This window comes from uncultured Gimesia sp., from assembly GCF_963976445.1.
Taxonomy (GTDB): Bacteria; Planctomycetota; Planctomycetia; order Planctomycetales; family Planctomycetaceae; genus Gimesia.
This window is the reverse complement of record NZ_CAXBKP010000030.1, coordinates 47,581-63,951: the sequence shown is the minus strand read 5'-3', so window position 1 is coordinate 63,951 and position 16,371 is coordinate 47,581. Positions and strand designations below refer to the sequence as shown.

Here is a 16,371-nt window from a genome sequence, read left to right as displayed (position 1 = left end):
TAGACAGAAACAGATTAACCCGGGAGTGGTGCTTCTTTGATTTTCCATTCTTTCCCCTCGCGCTGCAGCTTCCAGGTCATTTGGGTTTCTGACTTGTCACCAGATTTTTTTTTCGCTGCACGATCTCCGTCTTGAGAAGAGATCACTCCGCCAATAACTTTGACAGGCACATTCGCTTCATCTCCATTGATCTCGGCTTGACCTTCTACAATAAAGGCATATTTGCCATAATCTTTCCGGTTCTTGGGAGCAGCACCGGAAACAAAGGCAGCCTGAAACATTTCTTCATTGCCACTCGCATCGCCGAGCCCGACTACATGTGCATAGACGTTTTCTTCCACAGTGGGTTTAGCTACTCCCCCGCCACCACAGCCTGCCAATAAACAAGACACCAAACATAAAATCCAATTTTTCATCTTTCACTCTCTTCCCAATGTATTTCATAAAAAGTAACGCTACAGACACCATTGTCTGTAGCGTTCTCTTGAAGCTCACACTCGTTTAAAATTCGCCAATGGTTTCTCCATATCGGATTGTGTTCAATGGCCGCCAGATTGCAGCGTTGTCCACATTATCACTAATGAAGCGTACGGCGCCATCGGCCAACAACACATTGACACCCCCCGTATGATAACTGCGGGCGGCAGCATAAACGTCAGCTGTTGTCCGCTCTTCAGTACAATTCAGATAAGGGACGGCGTCTGTGGGAATCGAAGAATCACAGCCTGCCAACACGTCGGCGACTCGAGAGTTGGGGTTATTATAAGCAGTAAAGATGGTTGCCCCCATTGCCGGCGAAAACCAGACTCCCCGGATATCAACACTCACTCTACTGGTAAAACCATCTGCCCCTACGATTTCACTGATCGCGACGGTATTGCTCATTCCATCTACAAAGTCACTGTCGGTCGTCCCTTTTCCCTGCTGGAAATGATCGCCGGATCCGCCAGAGCCAATCGAAATTTCCTCCTGGGTAGTGAAGAAACAGCCAAAAGCGCCCCGCGTGCTGCGGTCTTCCCAGGAAAGCATGTTTCCAGATCCCCAACTGGCGGCATAGTTATTTCCCTTGGCCAATGATTCCAGACCATAAGTTCCATCACTATAATAAGAATTATCAGTGGGAGCCGAAGGACAGCGATTAAATGCCGGCAGACGCTCACGACCAATATGATCTGGGGCCAAGTACTCGCAGTGATCCCAAGGATTGGTCGTCGGATTCCCACGGATATTATCTGCACAGGCCTTTACCTGATTCCACAATCCAGGCTGTTCCATATAGGGTAACATCATCACCAACCAGTGAAAACCAAATTCATTCTGGCCATGTTGCCAGCCCCCGGTTTTAAACCGATTGCCTGATTCATCATAACAGACATATCCAGGTGGAAATGAACCATGGGCATCCAGGTGATTGTGTAATGCCAGACCGTATTGCTTGAGGTTGTTTTTGCACTGTGAACGACGAGCGGCTTCACGTGCCTGTTGAACAGCGGGTAACAACAGGGCGATCAAAATGGCAATAATGGCAATCACCACCAGCAGTTCAATTAGTGTAAAACCGCGACGCCATTTCTGTCTCGCCTGCTCTCGAACTCGTAGATGTTGCATGTACTTACTCTCCGTTTAAAAATAAAAAGAATTACTGATTCACCACTCCAACCTGAATCATGTTGGTAGCGGACTTCATAAAAATGGCACACATATCGTGATCAGCTTCACGCTTCAATCATCAAAATCAAGGACGTCCGTTACGCCAGACATTCAGACAACCAAAGTGCTGCTGCTGTAAGGATGTGATTAGTTTCTTTCCCGGTATCGCATAGCGTGACGCATTCAGCGCCATTGCCTGCTGAACATGATCTCGTGCTTTTGTCGTTTGTTGTGTGTCTTCATAGAATTGTGCGAGTAAAAAGTGTTGGTCCGCTGTGGGAACCAGTGACAACGCCGATAAATACGCTGCTTCTGCTTCTGCATAGTTCCCTCGTTTTCTTTCAGCAAATGCCATCCCTTTCCAGGCGGCGACGATCCCCGCCTGCTGCTGCTCTGAACGTGGTAGCGTTTCCCAGGCCTTCAGCGCCCGGCGATAGTACCGCTCACTTTCCCCCCAATTCTCCTGCTGTTGATAGATATTGCCCAGTAGCTGATAGCTCAGTGGACTCGCCCCTGGTTTCCCAGTCCAAGTCTTCAACAAGCGGGCCGCGGCAGAACGCTGCCCCAAAATCGACAGTAATCGTGCCCGTTGATACGTGAACTCTTCACTTTGAACAGGACGACGTGCCATGAACGCCAAATTCCGTTCGATTTCGTAACAGTCCCGATCCAAGTCGCGTGCCAGATCACGGACGGACGCGCCGCCAATTTCTTCCCAAGGCGACAGCACGCATATTTCACGCACCCCTTGCCTGGCATCTCCTAAACGTCCACTCCCCAGATTTTCTTCCGTTTTCGTCACCATCTCATCGACTCGCGACTGGACATAAAACGCAGGCACAACCAGAGCGGTGATACCAACCAGCAGCCAGACCAGAGCCCCTTGACGCGGCATTGACGCTGATTCCTGAAATGGAAATAGATTTCCTACAAGCAGCAGTGAGGAAACCATGATCCAAAAGGCAATGACCGGACGCAGCAAGAAAAACTCCCAGGCATCATCCTGACTCAAAGTGACACTTGCCTGATCGCTCGTAAACGCAAGGAAGAACAGGCCTGCGGTCCCGATAAATAATACGAACTGCACTGTCAGAAATATAAAACGATTTCGCCGTTTCAAAACCGCGAACATCGCTTCAACTAACAACATCGCCAAAGGCAGCATGCACAGAAAACTAACAACCATGATATCCAGGCGGACGTAAGGCAGGCTTAACCCACCTTCAGCACGCACACGCTGTATCCACCAGGCGACACCACACGTCAACACGCCTGCGGTCACTAATGAAACTGTTCTAGCTGGCGTCTGAATGTCATTCTCGGACGGACTTTCGATACTGTCTGCCTCTAACTGATTTCGCGATTTCCGCTCCTGGCGTTTCATGCGGGCACACGCCTCGGCGACTTCCAAATCAGGCCATCATAGGCATAATGCAGAAACGCCATAATTAAATTTGCCGTGAGCCAGAGCTCGATCAGATGCGATCCCATCAGCCAGGCGCCCATGCCCAGAATGACGATGAAGACTGCTAACACCAGTCCCCAGCGGGGCATCAAACGAGCAAAAAGCGCTGTCGTTGGTTTGCCTGATTTCTGAGTGCGATCTACCGACCAGCTGACAATCGCCAGATATTCAATGGAATGAAATAGTGCGGACGCCGTGACCAAGACCAGTAACATCATGGGATTTTTCATCACGATCGCCCCTAGCATTGCCAGATAGAGCGTCATCACGCTGATGAAATACAAACATCGACCGACCGTTTTAGCTCTTAACTGCCAGAGTTCGCGTAGAATCATGCCGGCAGGAATGGCGGCGAACAGTGTATCCAGTAGTCCCCAACCTTGGCTCATTGATGGTCCCCAAGAGGTCCAACTGGCGATTCGAAATGTGACATACAATAGGAACGCACGCATCAGCCATTTATCAATCCGTGCACGACGGGGAGAGAAGCCACCGGTTTTTCGACCATAGATACTATAAATACCATGATGCTGTGCGGCGAAATGCCAGGCGTTCCAGATGTAATCAATCGTCAGCAAACAGGTCAGCGCGCCGGTTGAAATCTTCACGGCTACGGGGATCGTCAATAAGCACACCGTAATCAAAATATATTTCGTTTTGTTCGCCTGTAATCGGTCGCGTTCCAGAAACAGGAGTGCTGGTGTAATCCAGCGATGAGGCGTTGTGATAAAATAGATCTGCCAGAAGCTGATGCCACTTTGAATCTCCAAACCGCCCCACCACTGAAACAAAACCAGTAAAGGCCAACCAAGATTTGCCAGAAAGAGCAGATCATATTTGGGATCAACCAGCCACGCTGCCTGCAGCGATTGCCGCAAGCTCCCCGTAACCGCTTCCGATCGCTCTGAAGCAGCTTGAGGCAAAAACGTAGTTTGAGAGAGTTGTGACATAACCAAGCCACGATGGTCCAATACCATCGCACCAATTCGATTTTCTATGATTGAGGAAAGAATGACTTCACAAGACGCTTCAATTAAAAGGTGAAATGCATCACGAAATCACGGACTTCAGCAGGCACGCATTCATTTTTTTGAACTACAGAAACACAATGGTTTAGAGATTATGTGCACATCTTCACATCCCTCTTCACTTGCTAACATGGTTGGCATCTTAAAAGCGAATTGTTAATAATCTGTGAACAAATGAAGAAATTACCTTTACAGAATGCGCTTAATAAAAAAGCTCATTAAGTAAGGCACTATTCAAACAAATAACTTTCCAGATTAATGTTTTGTGAATTTCATCCTCAGATTGTGCAAAGATCGCTGAAATCTCGATTGAGGAATATTCATCACGACGACATCAGACAGATAAGCCTGTTATTTGTACTTTGAATTTCTATATTTGTCCCTGTGAAGCAATCTTGCTATGCTGCTTCCTACTGATGATCCTGTTGGACTAATTGACAGGAATCTTTTTTGAGGTCTGCTCACTTCTTTAACTGTTGTCTGTCTGGTTATGCCCGTCGATTACCAATTTGCCCCACACAATCCACGGCCACTTGTGGTGATGACTGATCTGGATGGGACGCTGCTGGATCATGATACCTATTCTTATGCACCAGCCGTCCCGGTGATGGAACGTCTCAAATCAGAGGGAATCCCCCTGATTCTGAACACCAGCAAGACAGCTGCTGAGCTAAATGCATTGCGCGAAGAACTTCAGAACTCAGATCCGTATGTCGTGGAGAATGGTTCGGCCATTTATGTCCCCTCTGGTTATTTTGCGGCAAAACCAGACGAAATTGCCCAAAAACCGGGAAACGAGATGCACGTTTTGGGGGCACTCAGGACAGATATTCTGCCAATTATTCAAAAAATCCGGACAGATGAGAAATTCCTGTTTACCGGTTTTGCAGATATGGAAGTTGCTGAAGTCATTGCATATACGGGATTATCGGAGACTGCCGCCACACAGGCTGCAACACGAGAATTTTCCGAACCCTTAATTTGGCAGGACTCGGCACATCAATTGCGTAAGTTTGAAGCACTGATTGCCAATCATGGTCTGCGGCTGCTGAAAGGTGGCCGGTTTGTGCATGTGATTGGCGCATGTGACAAAGGAAAATGTCTGCATTGGTTACGAGAGCGTTTTACGTGCTCGTCTGGCGTGCAACCTGTGTTTGTAGCACTCGGTGATAGCCAGAATGATGTTGCCATGTTAAACGCAGCAGACATTGCTGTCATAGTGCGCTCTTCCCATCAGAAACCGCCAGACCTTGAGAAGCAATCTTCGGTCATAATTACTGAAGAAACCGGCCCACAAGGATGGGCCAATGCGTTAACCCAAATACTAGATGAAACACTGATCTGATCAGTCTGGTTTTGGCGCTCAAGCTTTGATTACGGAGGTCTGGTATGGGAGACTTTTACCAAAACGGTATCATTACCACATTACACAACCTCTCTTCACGTTCGACTGAAGAGATGGAAGCTGAGTTGGTCCAATTTTCTGAAGTCCGCCCGATGAGTCTGGTATTGCCCTGCCTCTACAGCGAACTGGAAGGACCGGCCCTCGACAAAATTGTGACGGAGCTGGCTAAGGTCGAGTATCTGAATGAAATCGTCATCGGCCTGGATCGGGCAGATGAAGCACAATACAAACATGCGATCCAGTTTTTCAGTCGCCTGCCTCAGAATCATCGCATTCTCTGGAATGATGGTCCACGATTACAAGAAGTCAACAGGCTGCTGCAAGAACAAGGGCTGGCTCCAAAGGAACTGGGAAAAGGCTGCAATGTCTGGTTCTGTCTCGGCTATATTCTTGCTCAGGGAACAACTTCGTCGGTCGCGCTGCATGATTGTGATATTTTGACATACGACCGTAGTCTGCTCGCACGATTGATTTATCCGGTCGCCAACCCTAGCTTCAACTATCAATTTTGCAAAGGCTACTACGCCCGTGTCGCAGACAGTAAAATGAATGGCCGCGTCACACGACTATTAGTGACTCCCTTGATGCGTGCTTTGAAAAAGATTCTGGGCTCACTGGATTATCTCGAATACCTGGATAGCTACCGTTATCCACTCGCGGGGGAATTTTCGTTTCGCGTCGATGTGATCAATGACATTCGGATTCCCAGTGACTGGGGACTGGAAATTGGCGTGTTGTCTGAAGTGAATCGGAATTATTCGACGAACCGGTTATGCCAGGTTGATATTGCCGATAAGTATGATCATAAACATCAGATTTTATCAGTCGAAGACGCTCAGGCAGGGTTGTCGAAAATGTCGATTGATATTGCCAAAGGCGTTTTCCGCAAACTGGCCACCAATGGTGTTGTATTTTCGACTGAAACCTTTCGTTCGATCAAAGCCACCTACTATCGAATTGCGCTGGACTTTATCGAGACGTATCGTAACGATGCGATCATCAATGGCCTGAAGTTTGATGTGCACAACGAAGAGAAGGCCGTCGAATTATTCGCTGAAAACGTATTAAAAGCGGGACTTCATTTTCTGGAAAATCCAATGGAGACCCCCTTCATCCCCAGTTGGAATCGTGTGCAAAGCGCGATTCCGGATATCTTCAGACATCTGTGTTACGCCGTTGATGATGACTACCGGGAGTTTTCCTGAAAACATGATTGAACCTGTCGAACATTCCGCAATCAGTGAATACCGCTTCCTTGTTGAAAATCACTTACGGGTTATTTATCCGGAGATCGACCATACCGCATTCGCCCAGACTTTGATTGACATCATGGCTCCGGATGGGATTTGTCAGACACCGGAAACTCACCAAAACCACTGGGATCAGCGCGATGCCGTAATGATTACCTATGGCGACAGCCTGCTCACGGAGGGGCAGCAGCCATTGGAAACATTGCTACAGTTTTCAAAAACATTTCTCAAAGAGACCATCAACGGCATCCATATTCTCCCGTTTTTTCCCTTCAGTTCCGACGATGGGTTTTCCATCATCGACTACCAGCAGGTCAATCCTAAACTGGGCAATTGGGATCATATCAACGCGATCGCCGAAGAGTTCCATCTGATGTCGGATCTGGTGATCAATCACTGTTCCAGTCAGAGTGAATGGTTTCAACAATTTAAACAGGGAGAATCTCCGGGGAAAGATTATTTCTTTTGTGGCAGCCCGGATGACGATCTCTCTGAGGTTGTTCGTCCGCGAACCAATGATTTATTGCAACGCATCGATACCCCAGAAGGTCCCCGTTATGCCTGGTGTACCTTCAGTTTTGATCAGGTCGACTTAAATTTTGCTAATCCGCAATTACTGCAGGAAATTGTCAAAATCGTTAAATTATATCTCGATCACGGCGTGAAAGTTTTTCGCCTGGACGCGGTTGCCTTTATCTGGAAAGTCGCCGGAACCAACTGTTTGAGCCTGCCGGAAACTCATGAACTTGTGCGTCTGTTTCGTACGTTAATTCAATTTGTTTCACCCCAGGCCATGATCATCACCGAGACCAATATTCCAAATCGGGAAAACCTGGCCTACTTTGGCAACTCAAACGAAGCGCATGCCATCTATAATTTTTCCCTGCCTCCCCTCTTGGTGAATGCACTGCTCTGCGGAAGTTGTCAGCATTTGAAAACATGGATGATGAGCATGCCCCCGGCACTGCATGGCACTACATACCTGAATTTCATTGCCTCGCATGATGGGATTGGATTGCGTCCTGCGGAAGGCTTGATGGACGATGAAGAAATCAACGAGATGGTTTCGAGGATGGAACAGTTTGGAGGCCAGATCTCGATGCGGTCTCTCGCGGGTGGCGAGAGGCGGCCTTATGAAATTAATATTTCGTTATTCGACGCCATGCGCGGGACCCTGGAAGGCGAAGACGAATGGCAGATTCAACGTTTCCTGTGCGCGCATGCCATCATGTTTGCTTTGGAAGGTATACCGGCTGTTTACATTCATAGCTTTCTGGGCACAAGAAATGATCAATCAGCCGTCGAACAAACCGGGCAGAATCGTTCGATCAACCGTCATCGCTGGGACTATGATCAACTACAGGAACAACTGGCGAATGAAACATCAACACACGCACACATCTTTCAAGGCATGTGCCATCTGCTAAAAGTGCGGCGACAACAACCTGCTTTTCATCCCAATGCGACACAGTTTACCTTACATCTGGGTGACAGTGTATTTGCATTCTGGCGTCAGAGCATGTATCGCCAGCAAAGTATCTTCGCGATTAATAATGTCACCAATCAGGAACAGATTGTCCCCTTGTCGGAAATCAATCTGATCGGAACCGATTCCTGGGTCGATTTAATCAGCGGCGAGTTATATACGGACCTTCGAGGAGATCTGGTATTGAACCCCTATCAGGTGATCTGGCTGACCAATTTACGGGAGCAGACATAATCCGAATGCAGAGAGCACTGTACTCGCCCTAAAACTCTTCTGGTTTTTCAACCTGATTCTGAAAACAGAGTTCATAGCCATCAGGATCTTTCATAAAAAGCTGATTCATCCCATAAAATGCCACCTTGGGTGGTTCAAGCGAGATACCTTGGGCTGACAGTTCTTCGTAAATCGCCTGCGCGTCATCGCAGTGAAAAAAGAACCCGACTCCTTTGCAACGTTCTTCCGAAGTTCCATCCTCATCAGCACAGGCTAACTGCAACATAAGCGCCGTATTGTTCCGTTCCAGTCGACACCAGGCCAGCTTGCCTTCCGGCTCCCACTTGAGTTTCATTTCAAAACCAAGTTGATCACAGTAAAAGTCAGCAGAGCGAGACAAATCTTCGACAATTAAAAGAGGTACCAGTTCGCGAATTGCAGTAACAGTTTGTTGCATGATCAGCTCCATCTTACGAACAAAGAAAAACAATATGTTCACGTATTACAATCAAATCTCTCACAGATTTCAAGATGTTTATAGCGCACCAGGTAGAAAGCGGCGACTTTCTATTTAATGAGGATTGTAAACTTAATCTTCCTGATCACGGTGAACCGTATCCGGAGAGAAGGCGGGAGTGCAAATCGCGATATACTCAGCCCCTTCTTCACCCGGAGTGCTGTAACGCACCCATTCACCAGGTTCTAAAACAATTGCCTGTCCTGCTTTGACTTCGGTTACACTATCAGAGCACTCCACACGCAAGACTCCTTTGAGCACAATCGACGTCTCACGAAAATCAGGTGTTTGTGCGGGTTCCACCCAACCACCGGGAGAGACCATCCGGGCAATGCTCATCGATTCATCGCCGGTATTAACGCGTCCCACAAATTCTTCAATCTGCTTTGGTTTGTTGCCCGCTGCTTGAACGACCGTGGGTTGCTTAATCAATTGAGGCATGGCTGTTCCTTTATGTGAAATCAATACTGAAAGAGATTAAATCATCCATTCTCATAAATTCTCAATGATCGATCAGCTGTGTACTGGGAAAACGGATTTTGTCATTTTATGATGAACTCAAATGCATTTCAGGGACTTACCTGATTTTTGCAATTCCACGACTCCCTTCTCCCTCTCATTTTTTGAACGGCATTCAGGAAAGATCCTATGTTGACAAGTTTATTAATTCCAATTGCATTGTCGGCTGTAGCTTTATTTTTTGCCAGTTTTTTATCATGGATGGTATTTCAACTCCATCGAGATGATTGGATAAAACTGGAAAGTGAAGACGCGTTTCTGGAAGCAGTTAAGAATCAGAATATTCCACTGGGTAGCTATATGTTTCCCGGTTGCAAGTCGCCAGAGGAAATGAAAAGTGAAGAATACCAACAGAAATGGAATGACGGCCCGTGTGGAATCATGACGGTTTTCCCGAAAGTGAATATGGGAAAGAAACTGGGACTGACGTTTTTATATTTTCTCATCATCAGTTTTGCTTTAGCCTATCTGTCGACTCAGGCAATCGCACCCGGTGCAGAGTTCATCGTCGTGTTTCGCTTCATGGCAACCGCCGGTTTGCTGACATTTCTAGCAGCCACCGTGCAACATGCGATCTGGTTTCATAATCGCATCATCGGACACGTAATCGAATCGATCCTGTATGCTGTGATTGTCGGGCTGATTTTCGGACTCATGTGGCCTGCCGCATAGCTCTCACATTTTATTAAAATTGATAATTAAATTCTAAGGAACAAAGATGACTGGTCCTCTTCCCTTATCGGGTCAAAAGTTTCTCTTGTTTGTGGGCGAGGATTATGAAGACCTCGAACTCTGGTATCCTAAATTCCGGCTGGAAGAAGCCGGCGCTGAAACAACCATGGCGGGGTTAGAAGCAGGCAAAACCTATCTGGGAAAACACGGCTACCCAGCCGTTTCTGATACCACGATCGACAGTATCAACTCAGCAGACTATCAAGGCGTGATCTGTGCCGGTGGCTGGATGCCCGATAAACTCAGACGCTTTGAAAAAGTCTTGTCATTGCTTACCGAATTCAATGAGAGTCAAAAACTGATTGCCGCCATTTGCCATGGCGGCTGGATGCCAATCTCGGCTGGTATTTACCAGGGAGTCAAGGTGACCGGATCACCGGGTATCAAGGATGATCTGATTAACGCGGGCGCGATCTGGGAAGATGCGTCCGTGACCGTTGACCGTCATTTTGTTTCCAGTCGACGACCAGGCGACCTGCCCGATTTCTGTAGAGGCATTCTGGAAGTCTTACTGTAAGAGACAATTGCCTGCTGCTGACAGGTTGCATCTGTCAGCAGCTTATTCAATCGAATACTTTTTTGGCCCGCCGTTGAACTTTAGAATCAGCGTGCGTTTTCAGCTGTTGCTGAATTTTCGGATCTACCAGTTTTACAGAGAGTTTTTCAGACTGGACCGCTTCCAGCAGTGCAATTGCCCGGGATTCCGTTCTGAGTAAAGCTTGTAGCGCAAGCGTACGATTCCGGGGAGTCAGCTCGGGAATTGCGTGGATCAGAGCCTGCGTTGCCGATGCTGAATCGATGTCTCCGATTCCACTGACGGCTCCCATCTGCAGTTCTGCCTGCTTGGGGTCACCCAGATAACGTTTCAATTGGGCCTGACATGTTGCGAAATCAAGCATGGCGATCATCCTCAGTGCATCATAGCGGGTTCCTGGTTTTACTTGTGGATCATCGGCCATCTTGACGGCATGAAGCAGTGAATGCTTCCAGCGGGCAGCCAGTTTCGGATCCTCTTCGAGGAGTGTTTCAATTCTGGCACGCGGCCAATCTCCGGCAATGGTGATCCCGTTGATAACCCCGCCGCCAATTACAACCGCCTGCCAGCGTTGCAGCGTCCCCTCGTCTTCAGGCAAAGACGCGTCGAGTAATGTTTTTAGCTCCTCTGCCTGATTCCGTTTTCCCAGTGCAATCGCTTCCCGCCAGATATCGGGAATTTCACGGTACTCGTCCGGCGTGCCCACTTTGACACGGGCGACAAGCGATTTAATTTTTGTAACTGGATCCACAGAAACAGCTGGCTGTTTTTTTTCTTCGGGCTTCACAGGCACTGCCTGATTTTGCTTCTCGATTGAGCTACTACTGGCAACAGAGATTTCCGAAAGAAATAACCAGCCTTGTTTACTTTGAAAATCAATCCGGATAAATCGTGCCCGTTGTTCTGGTAGATTGATGGCGACAGTACGTGAATCGATTTCATAGATCCCCAGACCGTCGGGATGGTCATCAAAGTTTGAAAACTTGAGCGGGTTCCCATACTGTTGACCATTATTGCTGAAGGAAACCAGAACTGAGGAGGGGGCATGAATCGATCCCGGATCATGGTTAACGCCATACACAATCTTTAACGAACGCACCGGCATTTTTTTGCCGAGATCAAACTCAATTCGTGGCTGTGGTTGTTCGCCTGCAAAACGAAACCCGACCCAGTCCCCATCATTAAACCGTCCGGAACCCATGGATTGATTCACCAGCTTCAACTTTTTCGAATCATCCGGATAGTTCGCGTCCGGAGCAATAGCCCCGACATACTTGTAATGAATGGGGGCACTGTGTTCCTGTAGAAAAGCCAATAAATCGGCCATCGCATCCGGCGAAATCTCACGCTCCAGTCCTTCCGGCATCAGCGACTTACCGGTATTACTCAGTTCTTCAAGCTGTGCTCTGAGAATTGTCTGAACTTTCCCCTGCTGCCCTTTCAAAGTAATACTGTTACTTTGCTCGGAGACCAGAATCCCGGTATTGATTCGACCATCATCAGTGAGCGCCAGATAGGAAGCATATCGTCCATCGACGGCTTTGTTGGGATCGAGAATCGAAGTTAGCAGAAATGACTTTGACTGATCCGTCAACGCCGCCAGATCCGGACCGACCACATGCCCTTTTCCATTTAATTTATGACAATTCGCACACTGTTTCTCAAACACCACACTGCCCCGCTCGACATTGGCTTGTTTCAGATCAATCGATTGATAGCGTTTGAGAACCGCTTCACGACTGGCACTGGTGGCGACAGAAAACAATTTCCTGGCACGGTGACTGAGTTTCTTATTTTTATGATCGATCAGACGCTGGCGACTGGTTAAATCAATCTGTGCGGGCTGAATCAGTTTGTTCTCGACACTGTTTAATAACTCAACGGTCGTCGATTCGCGTGCCAGAAGCTGGTTGAGAACTTCTGTTTGCAAGGCGGGCGTGAACTGTTTCCAGTTCTCAAGAACCATTTGCATCGCCTCCGCATTCTGCGTATTGATCAAACTGCGCAGCGCCGCCATTTGAATTTTTAGTGAAGTTTGCGGCGTTAATAAGTCAGAGATCAACTGCCGCTCTTCCTGACCTTGACCAACCTTGATCACAAACGCAATCGCGGCAATACGCTCTGCTTCAGGACTCTCTGAATCTGCAACCAATTGACGAGCCCGCTCGTGCAATATTTTCATCTGCTGACCGAGCGTCTGATCCTGGCTGATTTTTTCGCCGCCAGTCGTTCCTAATATTTGAGACAAGGCCATCCACTCCCAGACGGGAGTTTTCGCATTCTGAACCGCATCAGAGAGCAAATGCGCTGCAATCTGTTTCAGAACAGCGGCATCTTTTGTCGCAACAGCCATCCCCAGCAATGCTTCGAAAACCGGCTGCAGCTTGGGTTGGCTACTGGTCTGTGGAATTAAAACAGCGATTGCCGGTGCCAGACGACTCGGTTCGAAACTGGTCAGCACAGCCGACCTGATATAGACATTTTCTGAATGCTGTTCCATCAGTTGTAACAATGCCTGTGTCGCCGATTCGTTTTCTAATTCGCCGAGCGAGTAAGCCAACTGTAATAGGACGGATAAATCCTCTTCCTGTTTGACGCGCTGCAGGACTGCATTTGCTAAAGGGTTCGATGCATTTAAAAACGGCTCCGACAATCGGATGGTCTCTCTTCGAACGCCCGGATGAGAATCCTGAAGCCGCGGCAGTAATAACTCAGCATCCAACGCTTGCAAGCCATCCAGAGTACACAGTGCCTGCAAACGCGACTCAGGTAAGCTCGCATTCGAAGCAATCGACTTCAATTCTGCGATGGAGTTCGAATCAGCCCGTAAGATCAATTCCTGCTGCACCATATCACGTAACGTGCCATTACTGCTTTTCAGCAGTTTTGCAAGATCCTGCGATCGTATCTCTTTCAATTTCGGAATGGGTTTATACTGCTGCTCTTTCCGAGAAACCCGGTAAATCCGGCCCCGTGTTTCTCCCGCACGAACATTGAGTTTTTGGACTGTCTCGGGAGAAAGAAACTTGGGATGTTCAATTAAATAACGATACATGTCCACGATCAGCAATGATCCATCAGGCGCTGTTCTTGCCTGTACCGGCCGAAACCAGTTATCGGTCGAGGTTAAGAATTCCCGTTCCTGTTCTTCCGGCGCACGCATCCCGAAAAAAGTAACTCCATCCGGCTGGATGACCTGACGATGCACAAGCTGATTGACCGGTTCACAGACAAACGCGTTCCCATAAAACCCGTCCCCCAGTCGTCGATCACGGTAAAGCCCCAGACCACAGGCAGACGTCGGCCGCCCGCGCTGCCCACTTAAATGAAACTGGACCAGTTCCCCTACCGGATAGAGTTGGTTGGCACCATTGCCTCGAGGAACAGAAACCTCAGGAGGAGGCGAAACAACAAACGGGTTCTTGCGATAATAGGATTCGTTAACGGGATAATGCACGCACAGGCTTCCGTTGCGACAACCGAACCAGTTCCCCCAGTCATCACGCACACGCCCCTGCTGGGTTCGACCGCTTACCGGCTCCAAGACTCCTGTATCGGGCTGAAACCGAAAATCACGATTTGTCACATTCACCGTCTGGCCATTAAACGACTGAATGACTCCGCCGAACAAACCACCCGACGCATAGACCCAGTTATCCAGTCCGGGAACCAGGCTATTAACGCGTGCCTGATAATTATGGGTTGCGAAACCAGTTAATATTTTTTTCTGAAGGTCCGCTTTTCCATCGCCATTCGTATCTTCCGCATAAATCACATCGGGGGCCGTACAAACCAGAACGCCCTGCTTCCAGAGCATCAATCCGGTAGGAAACGCCAGTCCTTCCAGAAAAACGGTCGCCTTGTCATAGACGCCATCTTTGTCTGGGTCTTCCAGAAATTTTACAACGCCCCCCGGCTTCAGGTTCCCATCGATGCCATTCGGATAGTCCCGCATTTCGACCACCCACAATTTCCCGTCAGGTCCGAATTCCACCGCGACGGGATCAATAACCAAAGGCTCCGCCGCGACCACTTCGACCTTGAGATGATCGGCGTAATTCATACGTGAAATCGATTCGGCAGGCGTTAACGCTCGCTTGCCGCCGGTTCGACTCACATCTTCTTTTGCTTGAAATGAACCTGGTAACTGTCGATCGACTTCTTCCAGGATTTGTTTCTCTAACCCGGGAGCGAAAGGACCAGGCAGATCATACCAGACCATTGCACTTCGGCCTTCGTAGCCGCCTTCCTGCAGGACCCGTTCGGAGGGAATATAACAGGGAACATCATTCGCATAGGACGTAACCCATAATTTCGAGCCATGCCGTTGCTTGATCGCCAGAGAGTAATCTACAACGACTTCCCCTCCCAGAAAGACCATCGCCAGATCATCGCCAAAGATCCACGATTTTACCGGGTAAGAAATTTTCTTAGTTAAGGCCTGTCCCTGTTCCAGTCGTTTCAGATTCTTTTGCGCATGATACGCCGTGATCCCTTTTTTCTGAGCCCGCTGTTTCCACTCGTCCTCTGTCGGCAGCTTGTCCAAAGCAAGCGTAAGTTCTTCACTCTCCGAGGTCAGATTTCCTGACAGGGGAGTTAATTTAGATTTGAGACGCTGGCGGACTCCGTCTGCGATTCCTTTTCCATTTACGCGAGCCGCCCCCTGATCATTGCCTCTGAATTTCGGATTCTGATCAGCGCCACAACCAATCACCACCATCGCCATACAGCCAGGAACATCCGCTTCGATGCCTTCGACCGCGCAACCGGCCCAATCCCCGGACATAAACGGAACTCCCCCTAACGTGGTGCAATGACAGGCATAGTTCACAAGAATCGCACGCGATTTTCCATCAAGACTTTTAACCCGTAGGATCGGAAGGTCATGATCTTTCGGCCCGCTCACATCCCGACGATTTTTCGCAAAGGTCGCCGTTCCGATTCCCCACTCCAGGAGAGAAGGTTCGGTATTGTGGATGGCTTCTTCTGCCACTTTAGTCAGGAGTAACACCAGATCTTGAGTGTAACGATCTATAATCACTTGTTCTGAAGCAGTCAGATCTTTGATAAACAGATTGGGAAGAACCCCCGTGAGCATCGGAGCGGAGTGCGTATGCGTGGAACAGATCACCAGATTCTGAGGAGCAATGGAATACTGTTCTTTCAGTTTCGCGACAACAGATTTCGTCACGGAAGCAGAGACGCCACAATTATCGACCGAAATCAGAACCTGCGGTTGATGATTCTGAGAACGAATCACGATCGCACGTGCCCAGAGCTGCTGCTCAACCCGATCAATCGGTTTTGTACTGCGCGAAGCATAGCCACTTAGCAGAACGGGGTAATCGGGAGTGATATCTACTTTGGCGATCCCCACGGAATAGGTTTTCGCTTTTTCAGCAGATAAACGGGAGATACAACCGCCTGTGACGATTACGGCCATCACAATTCGAAGTACAATCGATAGCTTCATCTTGATTTCCTCAAAGCAGTTTCAGTCTCAAGCGCATCAATCTCTCAGAAATCCATAAATCAGATTCAGAGTGTCCTGTTTCCTAATGACGCTATCAT

The 16,371-nt window shown here is 48.4% G+C and carries 12 protein-coding genes; 5 read left to right on the top strand and 7 right to left on the bottom strand.

What is annotated here, in order from left to right; translation table 11 throughout:
• Positions 1-14 precede the first annotated feature (14 nt).
• From AAC022_RS23640 to AAC022_RS23625, 4 genes are all read right to left on the bottom strand, one after another.
• The gene (locus AAC022_RS23640; protein WP_339735121.1) at positions 15-416 is read right to left on the bottom strand and encodes a hypothetical protein; all 402 of its coding nucleotides are present in this window, start codon (positions 414-416) and stop codon (positions 15-17) included.
• 85 nt (positions 417-501) lie between these two features.
• Entirely contained in the window at positions 502-1,608 is a 1,107-nt protein-coding gene (locus AAC022_RS23635; protein ID WP_339735119.1) for a DUF1559 domain-containing protein, read from the bottom strand.
• A gap of 127 nt (positions 1,609-1,735) precedes the next feature.
• Positions 1,736-3,034: a tetratricopeptide repeat protein gene (locus tag AAC022_RS23630; protein WP_339735117.1), complete on the bottom strand. Its 1,299-nt coding sequence runs from the start codon at positions 3,032-3,034 to the stop codon at positions 1,736-1,738.
• Positions 3,031-4,065 (bottom strand): hypothetical protein, encoded by a 1,035-nt coding sequence (locus AAC022_RS23625; protein WP_339735115.1) that lies wholly within the window; start codon positions 4,063-4,065, stop codon positions 3,031-3,033. The genes AAC022_RS23630 and AAC022_RS23625 overlap by 4 nt, the downstream gene beginning before the upstream one ends.
• Positions 4,066-4,633: 568 nt before the next feature.
• Here AAC022_RS23625 and AAC022_RS23620 point away from each other — a divergent pair.
• The 3 genes from AAC022_RS23620 to AAC022_RS23610 are packed head-to-tail and all read left to right on the top strand — an operon-like array spanning position 4,634 to position 8,518.
• Positions 4,634-5,488 carry an HAD-IIB family hydrolase gene (locus tag AAC022_RS23620; RefSeq protein WP_339735113.1) on the top strand — a complete coding sequence of 285 codons (855 nt, stop codon included), beginning with the start codon at positions 4,634-4,636 and terminating at the stop codon, positions 5,486-5,488.
• Between the two features lie 44 nt (positions 5,489-5,532).
• Entirely contained in the window at positions 5,533-6,753 is a 1,221-nt protein-coding gene (locus tag AAC022_RS23615; protein WP_339735111.1) for a glycosyl transferase, read from the top strand.
• Positions 6,754-6,757: 4 nt separating this feature from the next.
• A complete protein-coding gene (locus AAC022_RS23610; protein ID WP_339735110.1) occupies positions 6,758-8,518 on the top strand; it encodes a sugar phosphorylase in 1,761 nt (586 codons plus the stop codon).
• Between the two features lie 28 nt (positions 8,519-8,546).
• Here AAC022_RS23610 and AAC022_RS23605 read toward each other — a convergent pair whose 3' ends face one another.
• Positions 8,547-8,954 carry a VOC family protein gene (locus AAC022_RS23605; RefSeq protein WP_339735108.1) on the bottom strand — a complete coding sequence of 136 codons (408 nt, stop codon included), beginning with the start codon at positions 8,952-8,954 and terminating at the stop codon, positions 8,547-8,549.
• Positions 8,955-9,086: 132 nt separating this feature from the next.
• Entirely contained in the window at positions 9,087-9,455 is a 369-nt protein-coding gene (locus AAC022_RS23600; protein WP_339735106.1) for a cupin domain-containing protein, read from the bottom strand.
• Between the two features lie 207 nt (positions 9,456-9,662).
• On the opposite strand from AAC022_RS23600, the gene AAC022_RS23595 reads away from it, so the two are divergent.
• Positions 9,663-10,205, top strand: coding sequence for a hypothetical protein (locus tag AAC022_RS23595; RefSeq protein WP_339735104.1), 543 nt, complete (start codon positions 9,663-9,665; stop codon positions 10,203-10,205).
• A 46-nt stretch (positions 10,206-10,251) separates the two neighbouring features.
• A complete protein-coding gene (locus AAC022_RS23590; protein WP_339735102.1) occupies positions 10,252-10,782 on the top strand; it encodes a type 1 glutamine amidotransferase domain-containing protein in 531 nt (176 codons plus the stop codon).
• 46 nt (positions 10,783-10,828) lie between these two features.
• Here the strand turns inward: AAC022_RS23590 and AAC022_RS23585 are convergent, their stop codons facing one another.
• Positions 10,829-16,273 (bottom strand): neutral/alkaline non-lysosomal ceramidase N-terminal domain-containing protein, encoded by a 5,445-nt coding sequence (locus AAC022_RS23585; RefSeq protein ID WP_339735100.1) that lies wholly within the window; start codon positions 16,271-16,273, stop codon positions 10,829-10,831.
• Positions 16,274-16,371 lie beyond the last annotated feature (98 nt).